The sequence below is a fragment of the Deltaproteobacteria bacterium genome (genome assembly GCA_016183235.1).
Classification (GTDB): Bacteria; UBA10199; UBA10199; order DSSB01; family JACPFA01; genus JACPFA01.
This window is the reverse complement of record JACPFA010000019.1, coordinates 1-16,191: the sequence shown is the minus strand read 5'-3', so window position 1 is coordinate 16,191 and position 16,191 is coordinate 1. Positions and strand designations below refer to the sequence as shown.

The following is a 16,191-nucleotide window of genomic DNA, read 5'->3' as shown; positions in this document are numbered from 1 at the left end:
AGACCCAACTCTTCGCAAATCCCCGCACCTAAAAAGTTTTACTGAGCGGGGCTAGGGGGTAACTTGAGAGCCCGCGCCCGGTCGGCCTAGTCGGGCTAAAAAATTTTTTGTTTTTAATTGAATTAGAGTATTCCTCTGTCATCCTCTAATTCAAAAAAACAATAAAATTTTTTAGCCCTCCTACGGCCGACCTCCTGCGCTAAAAGGCTCTCAAGTTACCCCCTAGCCCCGCTCAGTAAAACTTTTTATATCTCTACAAATATTTGCAGAAAGTCTTTTTGGAGCCCTTGTCGTGTTGAAGCCATCGCGGAAGCGGCGGGGCCCCAATGCGGGTTTGCCGGCATGGAAAGCCGAGGCTCCCGCCTCTGGGCGGGAGAACGCGGAAGGATTCCGTGCCGGCAAACCCGCATTAGGGTCGCCGCTGGAGCGCCGGCTTCAACACGACAAGGGCTCCAAAAAGACGTGACTCTATTTACAAGATTGAATTGCTTCGTCGTTGCACTCCTAGTGATGACAAGGTAAGTGAATTCCTATGAAAATTACGGTCAACGCAAGGGCTGAACAGCGCATCCGGCAGAGGCATCCGTGGATCTTTGCCGATGATATTTTAGAAAGTACAATCAACGCCGCAGGGCCAGTGTTTGTTTACAATCGAAACAAACGATTTTTAGCCAGCGCCCTTTATAGCCCACAGTCTAAAATACGCTTGCGCATTTACTCTCACGAAAAAACCGATTTTAATGAAACTTTTTTGAGAAAAAAAATTACCCAAGCCTTTGATTTACGCCAACGACTTTATGGTGATGCAACCTGCTACCGTATGTTTTTTGGTGAATCCGATAGCATTCCCTCCCTGATCATCGATCGCTACCATGACCTCTATGCTGTCCAAACTTTGAGTGCCGGGTTAGAACCTTACAAAGAAACCATCTTTAAAATCCTAAACCAAGATTATCGCCCCACCAGCATCGTTGAACGCAACGACGCCCAAGTTCGGCATAAAGAAGGTTTGCCCTTGATCAAACAATTTGTTTTTGGGCCAGCCCCCGAGGTTAAAATCGTCGAGCTACCAGGGGCCCAATTTGAATTTCGCCCGCTGGAGGGCCAAAAAACCGGCTTTTTCTTAGACCAAAAAGAAAATGCCCAACTTGTAGGAAAATATTTCTCTGGAGAAATACTCGATTGCTTTTGTTATGAGGGGCAATTTGCCCTCCACCTCTCTAAGCATGCCGACAAAGTCATTGCAGTCGATAGTTCAATGCCCGCTTTACAACAATTACAACGCAACGCCGAGCTCAACCATGCCCACAATATCGAAACCCTCGAGGGCAATGTCTTTGATGTGCTGCGCGGGTTTGATCAACAAAAAAGAAGATTTGATGGCATTGTTTTAGATCCACCCGCCTTTGTCAAAACCAAATCAACTTTAATCACGGCTATCCGTGGTTACAAAGAAATCAACCTACGCGCGATTCGGCTATTAAAAGAGGGCGGAATGCTTGCCACTTTCTCTTGCTCTCAAAATCTGTCTGACTCAAGTTTTTTAAAATTATTGCAAGAAGCCGCCTTTGATGCCAAACGGCAAGTTCAAATCATCACTCGCTTTAATCAACCTGCTGATCACCCTATTTTACTGGCCGCCCCTGAAACCCACTATCTCAAGGGTTTTTTATTAAGATGCTTATAAACTATTGACTTCCAGGGGATAAATTTGTAAATTAAAGTGGTCATTTAAATTTTATGGATTCTCCTTCTAAAACCTTAACCGTTACCGAAGCCAAAAAACATCTTCTTGAACTCATCGAAGATATCGAAAAGATGAATGAGCGGGTTACTCTTACTAAAAATGGAATCCCCACCACGATCATGATGAGCCTGGGAGACTATGAAGCTCTTATCGAGACACTTGAGATTCTTTCAGATCCTAACATCTTAAAATCCCTAAAAAAATCTAAACGCCAGGTGACTCAAAACAAATTACTTGGTGACGATGAGGTTTGGGGTTGAGATTTTTTCAAAGAAAATTTACGCCCCACGCGAGGGATTTATTAAAAAAATTACCCCCTAACGTAAAAGCAGCCCTACGAGCCTTAACTGACAAAATCCTTGAAAACCCTTATTTGGGAAAACCTTTACAGAGAGAGTTGCAGGGTTATTATTCTATCCGACACAGCCATTATCGTGTTATTTATTCCCTTCAAAAAGAAAGAAGACTTGTCATCATTGAATATGTGGGTTTACGACGATCTGTCTATAATCTCTTTTTTGAACTTAGGAGCCGCACCGAAATAAGATGAACATTTTAGCATCTCATCTTGGGGTCATCTTTGTCCGATCTTCAATCGCAAAATCCTCAAGCTAGCTTTTGCTAGCCCTCCGGTTTTGCTCATTCAGATCGGCCAAATCTGACCCCAATCTGAGCGCTAAAAGTCCATCTTATTTCGGTGCGGCTCCTTAAAGAAAAAACGCCCTCTCCGCTAAAGGATTGCATAGTAAAAGGTAATGCCTCAGTTTTGGGTGGAGAGTGCTTAGATTGTTTCGTCAGCCGTGCTTTTCGCGGCGACCCTAATGGGATTAGCAGGCATGGACTTAACTGGCGAAGCAATCTCACCGGTTAAACAGAAGAGATTGCTTCGGCTGGCTGGCCTCGCAATGACAGAGGAGGCCCCGCCGCTTCAAGCAATGGCTTCCTCAACAATCTAAGCACTCTCCACCCAAAACTGAGGCATTACAGTAAAAAGCAACTTGGGCTTGACTTCACCGATAAACTTCTCATTAAGATGGGGCATAATATGAAATTTAAATCCTTCCTGCTTATCATCGTGGTTGGTTTATTCTACCTAACAAACCCACCTTCCGGTTTGGCCACCCCCCTTTTAATTAAAATTAAACCAACCCCGCACTTCCTTAAAAAAATACAAGATTTACAAGGCGAAGCCCTCTTGCAACATGCCCAATTTATTAATGATGAGCTTATTCGGGTCGATACCAGCACCCCGGCCGGGCAAAAGGCTTTAGAAAACTTAAAGAAAAACTTTAACGTTGAATATATTGAACCTGACCATCCCATTTATGCCCATGAGCTCCCCAACGACCCTGAGCTTAGTCGTCAAAGCATGTATATGCAGTCAGTTTCTGCCCTACCCGCCTGGGAACTTTTGGTAAACCCAGCCCCTGTCATTGTTGCCATCATTGATTCAGGCATCGACCCCTTGCATGAAGATTTGCAGGCCAATGTATGGGTCAATACTTTAGAAACCCCCAATAATGGCATTGATGACGAGGGTGATGGTTTTGCCGATGATGTGTTGGGTTACAATTTTTCTTCGAACGATCCCAATATCAACGATGATAATGGCCATGGCACTCTTATCGCGGGGATCATGGGTGCCGTGGGTAACAACGACATTGGCATTGCCGGTCTTAATTGGAATTGCCAACTTCTGGTGATTAAAATCTTAGATGAAAATGGGATCAGTTCTATTTCCAAGGCTATTAGCGCCATTCAATATGCCCGCCAACATGGAGCCAAAGTGATCAACGCGAGTTGGGGTTTTGCTTCTGACGCTACCACCGCTGAGACCGCTCAGTCGTTGCAACAAGCCATTGAACTGGCTCAAAGCGACGGGATTTTATTTGTAGCCTCCGTGGGTAATGGCATTAGCTTTCAAGGGCAAAATAATGATGATCTCAATGCCACCAATTATCCCAGCAGTTTTAACCTTGATAATATCGTCTCAGTAGCGGCCCTGGATAATAAAGACGATTTGGCCTTTTTTTCTAATTACGGCAATAATAGCGTTGATCTAGCCGCCCCGGGCGTTGATATCTTTAGTACCAGCCCCGGCAATAATTATTCTGCTATGTCAGGCACCTCTATTTCAGCCCCTTTCGTCACGGGGGCTGCCAGTTTGTTATTGGCCATAAACCCTGGCTTAACCCCCTTGGAAGTCAAAGCCCTGCTCTTACAAAATGTCGACGTACTGTCTGCTTTAAAAGGTAAGGTCTTCACTAGCGGCAAACTCAATATTGCCAATGCATTAACCGCCAGCCCAGCAATTTCAGGCGAAGCCGTTAATACCGACTTACAAGCCAGCTTCATCCCAGGCGAACTTCCTACCAACCCCATTGGCGGAGGGGGTTGTAATTTAACTCCGCATTCTCCCTCAACCCTCTCTTTGTTCCTCATCCTCCCCTTATTATTGGCATTGGGCATTCGTGTTACAAGGACCTAGACAGCAAGGTTGTTACCATTTGGTTTAAACTTACTCCCTGTTGAGCAGCTTTAACGATAAGGGATTTATGAATTTCTTTAGGAAGACGAACATTAAATTTCCCGCTCACTTTATGCTTTAAAACAGGTTCTGGAATAGGATGTTTTAACTTTTTAGCCACAGCAACCCAACTTGCTATGGCTTCTTCAGCATTTTTGGCTGCTTCGAGGGTACTTTTGCCATGAGTCATGCAACCCTCTAACTCAGGAACCTCCGCTATATAACACTGATCTTCCTCTGACCAAAAAATATTAATAATATAAGCACATCCTTTTTTCATATTAACCCTCTTTTACGTAATGATTTTTCTATCTGTCTTAGCTGATATTTTGGCACCTCCTTAGAATGAATCGCTATAACGATGTGAACGTCAGGATACTTTCTATGCCCCCAAACTTCGTGAGATCCTTTCCCTCTAAATTTCTCAAATCCCAATTGGGACAATAGCGTGACTAACTCCTTTTTTTGAATAGTACCATTAGCAAGCTTCTCAACTAACTTCGAAGTAGCAACCACGAGCCATAGTACTATATATAGTGGCATCTGTCAATGAAGATGCCACGAACCTATAAATAACCTATCAGTTATTAAAATAACCAACGGGTTACTCTTTTGCTTTTGTGGGTGGGGCCTACTTTTTCGACCCATCGCGGAAGCGCCGGGGCCCCCCATGCGGGCTAGCCGGCATGGAAAGCCGAGGCCCGCTTCTGAGCGGGAACGCGGAAGGCTTCCGTGCCGGCTAGCCCCATGAGGGTCGGCGCTGGAGCGCCGGGTCGAAAAAGTAGGCCCCACCTACAAAAGCAAAAGAGTAACTTATTTGTTTAATTTTTGTAATAACAGGAGGGCTTGGCGTTCTTTGAGGGCAGTTTTTATTTCGGAAGGCAATTCAGCTTCTTTGTCTTGCAGCTCTTTAATAAATTGGTTGGCCTCCTCCCCTCTCCCCATGGCCACATAAACTCTAATCAACCCCAATTTAGCCAGATACATCAAGGTACCTTTGCTTTGCGCTTGTAAGCGACGATAGACATCTTTGGCTTCAAGGTATTTACCTTGTTCTTCTAAACTACTGGCTAACGCTAATATCCCTAAATTTCGGATTAAGGGGAACCCGGTTTCACTTGCTTTTTGATAAACACGGATCGCATCTTCACCTTTTCCCTTTTCTTGATAATGCCTGCCCAATTCCAAATAAAGCAAGGCCTTTAAAGCCGCAGGCCCGGGCCGACTAACCAAGGTTTCATACTGGCGAAGGGCATCGGCCGTAGGCATAGTTTCGGTTTCGTAGAGAAGATTGGCCCAAATATTTTTTTGCTTTTCATTATAATAATGTAAACTCATTAAACCCACCGCCACCAGCAAACTCAAAGCCAACACACTATAAGCTGCTTTTTTGTGTTGACTCAAAAACCGAACGATCTTTTCCATGACCGAAAGAAATTCATCAGGCTGTTTTGACATAAATGTCCTCTATGTTCTCAAGGGACCTCTAAAAAGGGCCCAGATGCAAGGCGCCTGCAAAGACGCGACCGGAGCGTATATGCAAATACGTGAGGATCGCGTGTTTGCAGGCAACGCTGCAGATGGGTCGTTTTTAGAGGTCCCATATTTTAATACCCGGTGCTTCCAAAGCCCCCCTCCCCACGCGGTGAACTAGGCAGTTCTTGAACTTCTTCAACGGCTAATTTTGGTACCCGTTGGAGAACCATTTGGGCTATCCGGTCTCCTTGCTTAATCACAAAGGGTTCTTGACCTAAATTAATGAGAATCACTTTAACTTCACCACGATAATCGGCATCAATCGTGCCGGGGCTATTTAAACAAGTAATCCCATGCTGAATAGCCAAACCGCTGCGTGGCCTCACTTGCACCTCATATCCCACAGGCAATGCGATTTTAAAACCACAAGGCACTAAGGCCCGTGCCCCGGGTAACAACGTAACCGATGCGGTAATCGCTGCCCGCACATCCATGCCGCTAGCATGGGCGCTCATATAGGCAGGCAACTCAATATTCATCACCTCGCCGGTTCGTTGTAACAAGACTTTTTCCACTTGAGCCTTTTTGCAGGTCACGACTCGCGTTCTTTATGAGGAATTTGGTCTTTTGCATCTTTCAAACTAAGCGAAACCTTACCCGTACGTTCATCAACGCGAATCACCTTAACCACAACTTCATCGCCTTCTTTAAGCACATCTTCTACTCGATTGACCCGTCGGTTGTCTAACTCGGAAATATGCACCAATCCATCTTGGCCAGGTAGAATTTCCACAAAAGCACCAAAATCCATAATCTTTTTTACCGTACCGCGATAAATATTGTGCATCACCGGTTCTTCAATAATCCCATCGATAATCGATTTTGCGGCTTGTAAAGAATCAACATCAGAAGAATAAATCGTAACCTTGCCATCATCTTCAATGTTAATTTTAACACCCGTCTCTTCGATGATTCCTTTAATAACCGAACCACCCGAACCAATAACTTCTCTAATTTTTTCTTTTCTAATAAAGAATTCCACAATGCGGGGGGCATAAGGCGAAAGAGATTCTTTGGGCTTAGCAATGGCCTCATTCATCTTTTGTAAAATGTGTAACCTAGCTTCACGGGCTTGAGCCAGCGCATCACGGAAAATGGCTTCGTTGATCCCACCGATTTTAATGTCCATCTGGATGGCCATCACGCCTTTTTCAGTACCTGTGACTTTAAAATCCATGTCGCCTAAGTGGTCTTCGTCGCCTAAGATATCGGTGAGCACAAAATATTGTTCGCCTTCTTTAATAAGCCCCATGGCCACACCCGCCACTGGGGAACGAACCGCAACACCAGCGTCCATCAACGCCAAAGTGCCACCACAAACACTCGCCATCGAAGAGCTACCATTTGATTCTAAGATATCAGAAACGATCCGAATCACATACGGGAAAGATTCTTGACCTGGCACCACACCGGCTAAAGACCGTTCTGCCAATGCCCCGTGGCCAATCTCACGTCGGCCAGGGCCACGCAAAGGTTTTGTCTCGCCAACCGAATAAGGCGGGAAATTATAATGCAGCATAAAATGCTTTTTGGAATCTTCTAACAAGGTATCGATATATTGAACATCTTCGGGGATACCTAAGGTCACGGTTACCAAAGCCTGAGTTTCGCCTCGAGTAAACAAGGCTGAACCATGGGCCCTGGGCAGCAGACCAGTTTCGATCGTAATGGGACGCACGGTTTTAAGATCCCGGCCATCAATGCGCTTTTTCTCTTGCGTAATCATGGAACGCACAATGTTATATTTCAAGTCTTCGAAATGCTTAAAGACCTCTTTAGCCACCTTACCATCGTCATCTTCAGGAATGAGTTTTTCTTTCAACAAGGTTTTCACAGCATCCATGGCTGCATAACGCGGTAATTTTTCTCGAATGTTAATGGCTTGATGCAAGGGCTCTTTAGCCAGGGCCAAAACCTTTTGATGCAATTCTTCATTAACCACCGGCGGGTTGACGGCTCGTTTGGGATTGCCTACTAATTTAGCCAACTCTTCTTGTGCGGCAATCACAGGTTGTAGCTGTTTGAAGGCAAACATTAAGGCGGCTAACACATCTTCTTCGCTCGCCTCATCACAACCACCTTCAACCATAACGATGGCTTCTTTGGAACAAGCCACCATGAGATCCATGTCGGCATTCTCATAATCAGCACGTTTAGGATTAATAACCAACTGGCCATTGATTCTACAAACTCGGCAACCCGCAACGGGGCCTAAGAAAGGTGCATCGGATAACATGAGTGCTGCACTGGCTCCAATGATCGCTACAAAATCGGGTTCGTTATCATGTTCCGCTGATAAAACAGTGGCAACAATTTGGGTATCGCAAATCCAACCTTCGGGGAAGAGTGGCCGGATGGGCCGATCGATGAAACGGCTGGTAAGCGTTTCTTTTTCACTGGGTCTGCCCTCTCGCTTAAAAAACCCCCCTGGCATTTTACCAGCAGCATACATTTTTTCGTGATAATCAACCGTCAATGGTAAAAAATCTTGACCCTCGCGTGGGTCACCCGTACAAGCGGTGACCAATACAATCGTATCCCCATATTTTAAAACCACGGCCCCACTCGCCTGACGAGCCAATTTGCCGGTTTCAATAATGAGGTCTCGACCTCCTAAATTAATACTCACTTTTTTCACTTCGAACATACAATAGTCTCCTTGAATTATTTTTAACTATTAAAATGGGAGGTCTTGATTTTTGAGGCGAGGATCTTGACTCGATAATTTAAGCTAATCAGTTGATGGATCGAACCCATCAAATCATCAGATTAAATTATCAAGGCTTAAAGCAAAAACCTCTCTTTATTTTCTCAACTCTCCCCTTTACTACTTTCTTGTCATCCTCCGCGAAGCTTGCCCTCGACCACGATCGGGGGGCGGGGGATCCATGATAACTACTTTCTTAAACCTAATTCGCCAATTAATTTTTGATACCGATCCCGGTCTTTGTTGCGCACATAGTCTAACAAACGCCGCCGTTGGCCAACCATTTTCAATAATCCACACCGGGAAGAATGATCTTTTTGATGGGTTTTAAAGTGATCTTGGAGGGCTGAAATTCTTTGGGTAAGCAGGGCAACCTGCACCTCAGGAGAACCGGTGTCACCGATATGTAATTTATATTTTTCAATCATCTCTTGTTTGTTGTAATTTGCAGTTGCCATGTTCTTTACCTTGCTAGTTTAAATTATACACAATTTTGATGTTTCGTAAACTTATCATTGCGGCCCAACGTATTCTCTGTCATTGCGAGGCCAACAGGCTCCTTCGGCAAGCCTCAGGATAAACTCCGCAATCTCCTCTGCCTAACCGGTGAGATTGCCACGCTCGCCAACGGGGCTCGCTCGCAATGACACGCAGGGGCACATTCATAGTTAATTTCGCAAACAATTTCAACTGGATTCTAACTATTTAAAACCCTTAAGGGCTTGAGGCCCTCTTTGGGGTCTAAGCAAGCTACCGCCAAGACCTTATCATCCCTAGTTAACAAAAGGGGCTGATTTTCATGGAGTTTTTCTTCATTAAAGCTTTTCTTTAAACATCGCCCATAACGGATTTCCCGTTCTTCTTCCATCGAAAGCATGATGCGGGGAAAATCAAAGAGTGCCTCCCCTACCGACAATAGGTGATTTGCGTCAAGCTCGGTAAGAGAAGCCGCCTGTTCTAAAGTAAAGCGACCGCTTTGCAAACGCCTAAGTTCGGTTAAATGAGCATAACACGCAAGCCGCACACCTAAATCATGCACGAGCGATCGCACATAAGTCCCCCGGCTACATTTTAAATAAAACGAAACGGCGAAACCCTCTTTTTTGATCATGCGAAATTCGTCGATTTTAACCTTACGGCTGGGGATCTCAAAAGTGATCCCTTTGCGTGCGTAGTAATAATAAGGCCTACCTGCTTTTTTAAGGCTCGAATAAATCGGAGGGATTTGTTCAATTTCTCCCACGAGTTCTGCCATTTGCTTTTGGATCGTTTCTTCCTGAATAAGCGCCGGATCACCTTCGTGAATGATTTTCCCTAAACGGTCATAGGTATCGGTAGCCTGCCCCAATAAAAAAACCCCGCTATAAATTTTAGTATTTTCATCAAGATAAGGAATGACTTTGGTAGCCTCTCCCAAGGCAACAGGCAAAACCCCTGTGGCCATGGGATCTAGCGTGCCAATATGACCAGCCTTTTTAATTTTAAATTGTCGCTTTATTTTTTGTACGACTTGGCTAGAGGTTAGCCCTTCTGGCTTGTCGATGATAAAAAAACCATTCATAAAAGTGCTGCCACAGCAAGGCTAACCTTCTTTTTGACTTCTTTCAATTCCCCTTGGATTTTACACCCTGAAGCTCGCATATGCCCTCCGCCACCAAAACCTTGAGCAACTCTTGCCACATCAACATAATTCTTAGAACGAAAACTTACTTTATAATGGTTCGGGGCTATTTCTCTAAAAGTGATGGCCACCTCGACGGTATTGATCGAGCGTGGATAATTAATAAACCCTTCCGTAAATTCTGCATCGGCAAGGGCCACCTGCAAATCTTTTTGCAAGATGGTGAGGGAGCCCACCCGGCCATTTTCTGTTATTTCTAGTGTTGGTAGAATTTGTGCCAATAATTTTATTTTACATAAAGGATTTAACTCCCACAACTCTTGCGCGACCCGCCACACATCAACGCCTCTTTTCACCAAGTCGCTAGCCACCTGAAAGGCCTCGGGGTTAACATTAGAATATTTAAAAGACCCGGTATCGGCTGAAAGGCTGGCATAAAGCAGCGTGGCTAAATCAGAGCCGATCTCAACCCCCATCTTTTGAAAAATCCGATAGAGCAACACCCCCGAACTCGAAGCGCTTGGGTCTAAATAATTATATTCGAGGGGATAGGCCCCGCTGGCATGGTGGTCTAAACAAAGCCAATGTTTAACCTGATTCAACTTTTCAAAAACTTGCCCGACTCGCTTAGGTTCGCCCAAATCAACGATCACCGCGAGATCAAACGGCTCGTCTACTTTTAATTGTGCACTAACCTTTTGCCACTCTGGCAAAAAACGCAAGTTTTGTGGCACCGGGTCAGAATTGTAGCATTTGACCTGTTTGCCCATCCGCTCCAGGGCAATACCTAAAGCTAGTGTGCAACACAAACCATCGGCATCCGGGCTTTCGTGGCTAGCAATAATAACGCTTTGGCTTTTTTGCAAAAGCTCAATAGCCTGATTAAGCGTTATCGATTTATTGGTCTTCATGTTTAATCGTCCCTAGCAAATATTCTATACGGTCTTGTTTTTCAGGTGCATCATCATGATAAAAAACTAAATCAGGAATTAAACGTAACTTTAAATTTTTGGCTAAATAGTGCCGCATAAAACCTTTGGCCTTTTGCAAGGCTTTCAAAATTTCTGAAACTTTTTTAGGATCATGTCCCAATACAAAATAAATTTTAGCTAAACTCAAATCGGGCGTTATCATCACACGGTTGACGGAAATGCCGACTAAGTTAGGATTTCGGAGTTCAAAACAAAGGGCTTGATTGAGTTCGCGCTTGATCTCTTCGGCAATCCGAAGGGTTCGGGTGGTCTTCATAATTTGGCAGATTCTTCCTCACGCACAAAAGCCTCGACTACATCGCCTTCTTTTAAATCATTAAAACCCTCAATCCCCAAACCACACTCAAAGCCTTGGGTCACTTCACGCGCATCATCTTTAAAACGTTTCAGTGAAGAAAGTTGGCCCTCAAATACAATGACATTATCGCGCAACAAACGAATAGGCACATTGCGGCGCAGCAGACCATCTACCACATAACAACCTGCTACCTTGCCAATCTTGCTGACATTAAATACTTGCCTCACTTCGGCCCGGCCCAGATACACTTCTTTGATAATCTTGGGCAACAAGCCTTCCATGGCTTTTTTGACCGTTTCGGTAGCATCGTAGATGATGCTAAAAATTTTAATATCAACTTTTTCTTGTTTGGCAAGTTCCATGGCTTTAATTTCGGGGCGAACATTAAACCCAATGATTAAGGCATTAGAAGCCGAGGCCAGCATAACATCGGATTCAGAAATTCCACCCACACTACTGTGCAAAACCCTTACCTTCACACGGTTGGTCGACAATTTTGCAAAGGACTCGCGTAGTGCTTCTACCGAGCCTTGCACATCACCCTTGATGATCATACGAAGTTCAAAAACTTCTCCGGTTTTCAATTGGGCATAAATATCTTCTAAAGAAATCTTTTGACTCGATTTAAGCCTTGATTCACGCAGTTTAATTTGCCGCTGTTCAGCAATTAATTTAGCATCTTGTTCATCGGCCAAGGCTTGTAAAATCTCACCCGCCGCTGGAGTGGCATGAAGCCCTAGCATTTCTACCGGCATGCCTGGCAAGGCCTGTTCTACTTCTGCTCCGACATCATTGATCATCACCCTCACTCGGCCATAGTGTTCACCCACTACAATAGAATCCCCCGCCTTCAGCGTGCCTTCCCGTACCAACACAGTCGCAACCGGGCCCTTATTTTTATCTAAACGACTTTCAATAATCACACCCTTGGCTAATTTGTTTGGATTAGATTTTAATTCTAAAAGTTCGGCCTGGAGTAAAATCATTTCTAAAAGTTGTTCGATCCCATCACCGGTTTTTGCAGAAACATTCACATAAATAGTGCTGCCACCCCATTCTTCTGGCACTAAGCCCTTATCGGTTAATTCCCGTTTCACCTTGGCAGGGTCGGCCTCGGGTTTATCGATTTTGTTAACGGCTACAATGATGGGTACATTAGCGGCCTTGGCATGATCGATCGCTTCAAAAGTTTGGGGTTTCGCCCCATCATCGGCCGCAACTACCAAAATAACAATATCCGTCACCGAAGCGCCCCGCGCACGCATGGCCGTAAAAGCTTCGTGGCCTGGCGTATCAATAAAGGTCACCACACCCTTGGGAATTTTTACCCGATAAGCCCCAATGTGTTGGGTAATTCCACCCGCCTCGCCTTGTGCCACTTGAGCGTTGCGAATTTTATCTAACAGGCTGGTTTTACCATGATCAACATGGCCCATAACCGTCACAATGGGGGCCCTGGTCAATAAATCCTCGGTTCGTTCAGCAGTTTGTGCCGCAGCTAAAATGCGTTCTTCTTCTCTCACTTGTTTTTTAACTTCCCAACCTAATTCTTGACCCACTAAAAAGGCGGTATCAAAATCAAGGCGTTGATTCACCGTGGCCATGCTCCCCATTTTCATGAGAACCTTGATAACTTCGGTCGATTTAATCCCCATTTGATGGGCAAGATCGCCTACGCTAATGCCCTCTAAGATAGAGATGATGCGTTTACTGGCCTTTGGCACCGTTACTTGAGTTTTCTTGCCTTCTTTTTTGGCCTTCTTTTTGCCCATGCGCAAGGCACGCACGGGTTGAAAAACTCGGTCTTGAACAAACATTTTACGAATCTGCGAAACATCTCCATATTCGCTGACATCCCCACCAATGTTTTTGAGACTGGGTTTCTTTTTGGCAAGCTTGGCTTTTTTGAAAAGTTCGTCTTCTTCTTCGGCCGTTTTTTCCGTCTTAGGCAAGACCCCCTTAGCCACGAGAGCCTCTTCTTTAGCCATGCCTGGGGTAGTACCCAGTTTAAGAATAGTTCCCACTGGGGGGCCGCCGGGCATCAGGCGAGGATCTTGAATGGCCTCTTCAGGCTTCAAACCAACGGTTTCTGGTGCAGTTTCTTGAGCGCCTTGAGTTGCCTCACCGCTGCTTGGCGCAATAGCTGCATCAGCCGTGGGTTGTAACAGAGCAGCATCCCCTTTATCTTTTTTAGGTCTGCCTCGAGTGGCCTTGTTGGCAGAAGCCGCAGAAGCTTCTTCAGCTTTTACTTCGGTTGCCTTTGTGCTTGCAGAAACAGCCGGCTTGGGCTCTTCAGTTGCACGACGGCGCCGAATAATTGTTGACTGAATGCGCTTTTCTTGAATAACGGTCTTATCTTCCATAATTATTTTTCAACATTCGCTTTAACTTTTTGAGTCTCCATAAAGCCTTGTTCGGCTGAAACCTTCGGTGGCATAGCCGCTTGAGCTTCAGCGGCTTCTTTTTGTGCCTTGAGCTCGGCTAATAGTTCGGTGTATTTTTCGGGATGGGCTTGAATGTCTTTGGCTCGATCGTAAATTTTACCCAAGGCCTCTGAATTAATACCGGGGAGCTGCACAAAGTCGTCTCGATTCGCTTGAGCAATGATTTCAGGGGTGCGGAAAGAATGGCTAAACAACAACCCTGCCATGGCTGAATCGACTTCTAGTAGTCGAGTTAAGGCCTCTTTGCTCGATTTTACCAAAATTTCATACTTTGATTCACCAATCACATCGATTCCCCAGCCTGTCAATTGGGCCGCCAACCGCACATTTTGACCCTTTTTACCAATGGCAAGGGAGAGCTGATCGTCGGGAACAATAATTTCCATGTGTTTGTCTTCTTCGTGAATAATCACCTTAGACACCTCAGCGGGCGCAATAGCATTGCAAACAAATTTTGCCGGGTCTTCGTCCCAACAAACAATATCAATCTTTTCCCCACGCAATTCTTGCACCACGCTTTGCACGCGGCTGCCTTTAATACCTACACAGGCGCCCACGGGGTCAACATCTTGCTCTTTAGAATAAACGGCTATCTTAGCCCGCATCCCCACTTCACGAGCCACTGATCTAATGTCAACAATGCCCTCACTAATTTCAGGAACCTCAATTGCAAACAATGCCTTAATCAATAAAGGAGTGCGGCGTGATAAAATCAGTTGTGGCCCCTTTGATTCTTTATCAATTTTTAAAAAGTAGGCCTGAATACGATCGTTGGGCCGATAAGTTTCGCCGGGCACTTGTTCGCTGGGGTAAATGATGGCCTCAGTTCGGCCTAGGTCGACGACCATGCTCCCCTTTTCAAAGCGGCGCACAATCCCGGTGATCACCTCACCCACTCGATCTTTATATTCTTCGTAAATGATATTGCGTTCGGCGTCGCGCATCCGCTGAATAATAACTTGTTTGGCGGTTTGAGCGGCAATACGCCCAAACTGGGCTGAGTCGATTTTTTGGCCAATGCTATCTTCGAGTTGAGCCTCAGGGTCTAACTTTTTGGCCTCTTTTAAAGAAATTTCTAATTCAGGATCTTCAACGTCGGCCTCGGTATTAACGACGGTTTTAAATTGAAAAAGTTCGATCTCGCCTAATTCTTCATTATAATGAGCCTCTAATTCCGTATCGTAGCCCAATTTTTTGCGAGCGGCGGTTAACATGGCGTTTTCAACCACATCGATCAATTGTTCTTTAGGAATGCCTCTATCTTTACCAACTTGGTCGATCACAGCATTCAAATTAATAAACATCGACTTAACGTTTTTTTTATCGATCTTCTTCTTTCGTGGCGGCATAAACTTCCTCGCACTTTGTAGAAACCAAGGTTCCTATGTTTTTTAATACTAAGGAGTTCATATGATACTATACAGATTGCAATGGTAATGACTTAAGACAAGGAAGGCGAAGTCAAAAGCCCGGAGGCGTAGCCACAGCGCTACGTCGAGGACTTTTGACGAGCCTGACGCAGTATTAAGTCATTAGCAGCAGCAAGATGTGTAGTATCATATGAACTCCTTAGTAGTTCTTGAGTTGCAAAATAATCTAAGTGAGCATCCCGAATCTTGGTAATGGAAAGCTCAAAGGTCTTACCATCAATCCAAAGAAATAGGCTACCCTCTTTATTCATTTGAGTTAAAATCCCTTTAAAATTTTGCCGCCCCTCAAGCGGGGCCTGCAAAGTTATTTTAACCACCTTGCCAACGTTCGCTTGAAAATCTTCTAGCCTTTTAAGCGGCCGGTTAATGCCCGGCGATGACACCTCAAGATGATAAGACATTAACTTTAAATCAGGGTGCTCTTCTAACCAAGGGTTCAAAGCTCGGCTTACCCGAGTACAATCTTCAACCGACACGTTTTTAAGAAACTTTTCTTCACCCCGGGGTTGGTCAATTACCAACCGTAAAACATGCCTCCCTTGTTCCACCACCCATTGACAATCGATCAGTTCAAGATTTAAGGCCTGAACCTTATCTACCAACGCTTGCTTCAACTGTTCAAAATTTGCGAACATACAAAAAAAAAGTGGGCATACTCTAAAAGCCCACTTCACTCTCAAAACTCATTATAATTGGCTTAAAAAGGCACTTATAATACAACTATCTAGAATTTCAAGGGGAAAATAGAGTTTTGTGGTAGCCGAGTGAAAGTGTCAGTACTAACTGCCGAGTGAAAATGTCAGTAGCTATCCTCCGAAAGGAGGAGAAGGATGCTACTAACAATGAGAGATAAAAATAAAATTGAGGTGATTGAGGCAGTCATGGACGA

15 protein-coding genes and 1 pseudogene are annotated in these 16,191 nt (G+C 44.8%); 4 read left to right on the top strand and 12 right to left on the bottom strand.

What is annotated here, in order from left to right:
• Positions 1-532: 532 nt before the first annotated feature.
• The 4 genes from HYU97_04360 (at position 533) to HYU97_04345 (ending at position 4,235) form a co-directional block, all read left to right on the top strand.
• Complete coding sequence (locus HYU97_04360) at positions 533-1,687, top strand: class I SAM-dependent rRNA methyltransferase (GenBank protein MBI2335976.1); 1,155 nt, start codon at positions 533-535, stop codon at positions 1,685-1,687.
• Positions 1,688-1,740: 53 nt separating this feature from the next.
• Positions 1,741-2,007: a type II toxin-antitoxin system Phd/YefM family antitoxin gene (locus tag HYU97_04355; protein ID MBI2335975.1), complete on the top strand. Its 267-nt coding sequence runs from the start codon at positions 1,741-1,743 to the stop codon at positions 2,005-2,007.
• On the top strand, positions 2,004-2,297 hold the full coding sequence (locus HYU97_04350; protein ID MBI2335974.1) for a type II toxin-antitoxin system RelE/ParE family toxin: 294 nt from the start codon (positions 2,004-2,006) through the stop codon (positions 2,295-2,297). Before HYU97_04355 ends, HYU97_04350 begins: the two co-directional genes overlap by 4 nt.
• 495 nt (positions 2,298-2,792) lie before the next feature.
• Entirely contained in the window at positions 2,793-4,235 is a 1,443-nt protein-coding gene (locus HYU97_04345) for a S8 family serine peptidase (GenBank protein ID MBI2335973.1), read from the top strand.
• Here HYU97_04345 and HYU97_04340 read toward each other — a convergent pair.
• From HYU97_04340 to HYU97_04285, 12 genes and pseudogenes are all read right to left on the bottom strand, one after another.
• Positions 4,222-4,554 carry a type II toxin-antitoxin system HicB family antitoxin gene (locus tag HYU97_04340; protein MBI2335972.1) on the bottom strand — a complete coding sequence of 111 codons (333 nt, stop codon included), beginning with the start codon at positions 4,552-4,554 and terminating at the stop codon, positions 4,222-4,224. The genes HYU97_04345 and HYU97_04340 overlap by 14 nt on opposite strands.
• Complete coding sequence (locus HYU97_04335; protein MBI2335971.1) at positions 4,551-4,790, bottom strand: type II toxin-antitoxin system HicA family toxin; 240 nt, start codon at positions 4,788-4,790, stop codon at positions 4,551-4,553. The genes HYU97_04340 and HYU97_04335 overlap by 4 nt, the downstream gene beginning before the upstream one ends.
• Positions 4,791-5,087: 297 nt before the next feature.
• Positions 5,088-5,732 (bottom strand): tetratricopeptide repeat protein, encoded by a 645-nt coding sequence (locus HYU97_04330; GenBank protein MBI2335970.1) that lies wholly within the window; start codon positions 5,730-5,732, stop codon positions 5,088-5,090.
• A gap of 149 nt (positions 5,733-5,881) precedes the next feature.
• Complete coding sequence (gene dut / locus HYU97_04325) at positions 5,882-6,325, bottom strand: dUTP diphosphatase (GenBank protein ID MBI2335969.1); 444 nt, start codon at positions 6,323-6,325, stop codon at positions 5,882-5,884.
• Between the two features lie 17 nt (positions 6,326-6,342).
• Positions 6,343-8,457: a polyribonucleotide nucleotidyltransferase gene (gene pnp / locus HYU97_04320; GenBank protein MBI2335968.1), complete on the bottom strand. Its 2,115-nt coding sequence runs from the start codon at positions 8,455-8,457 to the stop codon at positions 6,343-6,345.
• Positions 8,458-8,705: 248 nt separating this feature from the next.
• Entirely contained in the window at positions 8,706-8,975 is a 270-nt protein-coding gene (gene rpsO / locus HYU97_04315) for a 30S ribosomal protein S15 (protein ID MBI2335967.1), read from the bottom strand.
• 239 nt (positions 8,976-9,214) lie between these two features.
• The gene (gene truB / locus HYU97_04310) at positions 9,215-10,078 is read right to left on the bottom strand and encodes a tRNA pseudouridine(55) synthase TruB (GenBank protein MBI2335966.1); all 864 of its coding nucleotides are present in this window, start codon (positions 10,076-10,078) and stop codon (positions 9,215-9,217) included.
• A complete protein-coding gene (locus HYU97_04305) occupies positions 10,075-11,049 on the bottom strand; it encodes a bifunctional oligoribonuclease/PAP phosphatase NrnA (GenBank protein ID MBI2335965.1) in 975 nt (324 codons plus the stop codon). The genes truB and HYU97_04305 overlap by 4 nt, the downstream gene beginning before the upstream one ends.
• On the bottom strand, positions 11,036-11,386 hold the full coding sequence (rbfA, locus tag HYU97_04300; protein MBI2335964.1) for a 30S ribosome-binding factor RbfA: 351 nt from the start codon (positions 11,384-11,386) through the stop codon (positions 11,036-11,038). The genes HYU97_04305 and rbfA overlap by 14 nt, the downstream gene beginning before the upstream one ends.
• Positions 11,383-13,791, bottom strand: a complete 2,409-nt coding sequence (infB, locus tag HYU97_04295; protein ID MBI2335963.1) for a translation initiation factor IF-2 — start codon at positions 13,789-13,791, stop codon at positions 11,383-11,385. The genes rbfA and infB overlap by 4 nt, the downstream gene beginning before the upstream one ends.
• A gap of 353 nt (positions 13,792-14,144) precedes the next feature.
• A pseudogene (gene nusA, locus HYU97_04290) lies at positions 14,145-15,221 on the bottom strand (transcription termination/antitermination protein NusA).
• Positions 15,222-15,361: 140 nt separating this feature from the next.
• Positions 15,362-15,937 carry a ribosome maturation factor RimP gene (locus tag HYU97_04285; protein MBI2335962.1) on the bottom strand — a complete coding sequence of 192 codons (576 nt, stop codon included), beginning with the start codon at positions 15,935-15,937 and terminating at the stop codon, positions 15,362-15,364.
• Positions 15,938-16,191 lie beyond the last annotated feature (254 nt).

Coding starts and splice junctions, on each gene's coding strand:
- HYU97_04360 (MBI2335976.1), top strand. CDS start 533: ATGAAAATTACGGTCAACGCAAGGGCTGAACAGCGCATCCGGCAGAGG.
- HYU97_04355 (MBI2335975.1), top strand. CDS start 1,741: ATGGATTCTCCTTCTAAAACCTTAACCGTTACCGAAGCCAAAAAACAT.
- HYU97_04345 (MBI2335973.1), top strand. CDS start 2,793: ATGAAATTTAAATCCTTCCTGCTTATCATCGTGGTTGGTTTATTCTAC.
- HYU97_04340 (MBI2335972.1), bottom strand. CDS start 4,554: ATGAAAAAAGGATGTGCTTATATTATTAATATTTTTTGGTCAGAGGAA.
- HYU97_04330 (MBI2335970.1), bottom strand. CDS start 5,732: ATGTCAAAACAGCCTGATGAATTTCTTTCGGTCATGGAAAAGATCGTT.
- pnp (MBI2335968.1), bottom strand. CDS start 8,457: ATGTTCGAAGTGAAAAAAGTGAGTATTAATTTAGGAGGTCGAGACCTC.
- rpsO (MBI2335967.1), bottom strand. CDS start 8,975: ATGGCAACTGCAAATTACAACAAACAAGAGATGATTGAAAAATATAAA.
- truB (MBI2335966.1), bottom strand. CDS start 10,078: ATGAATGGTTTTTTTATCATCGACAAGCCAGAAGGGCTAACCTCTAGC.
- HYU97_04305 (MBI2335965.1), bottom strand. CDS start 11,049: ATGAAGACCAATAAATCGATAACGCTTAATCAGGCTATTGAGCTTTTG.
- rbfA (MBI2335964.1), bottom strand. CDS start 11,386: ATGAAGACCACCCGAACCCTTCGGATTGCCGAAGAGATCAAGCGCGAA.
- infB (MBI2335963.1), bottom strand. CDS start 13,791: ATGGAAGATAAGACCGTTATTCAAGAAAAGCGCATTCAGTCAACAATT.
- HYU97_04285 (MBI2335962.1), bottom strand. CDS start 15,937: ATGTTCGCAAATTTTGAACAGTTGAAGCAAGCGTTGGTAGATAAGGTT.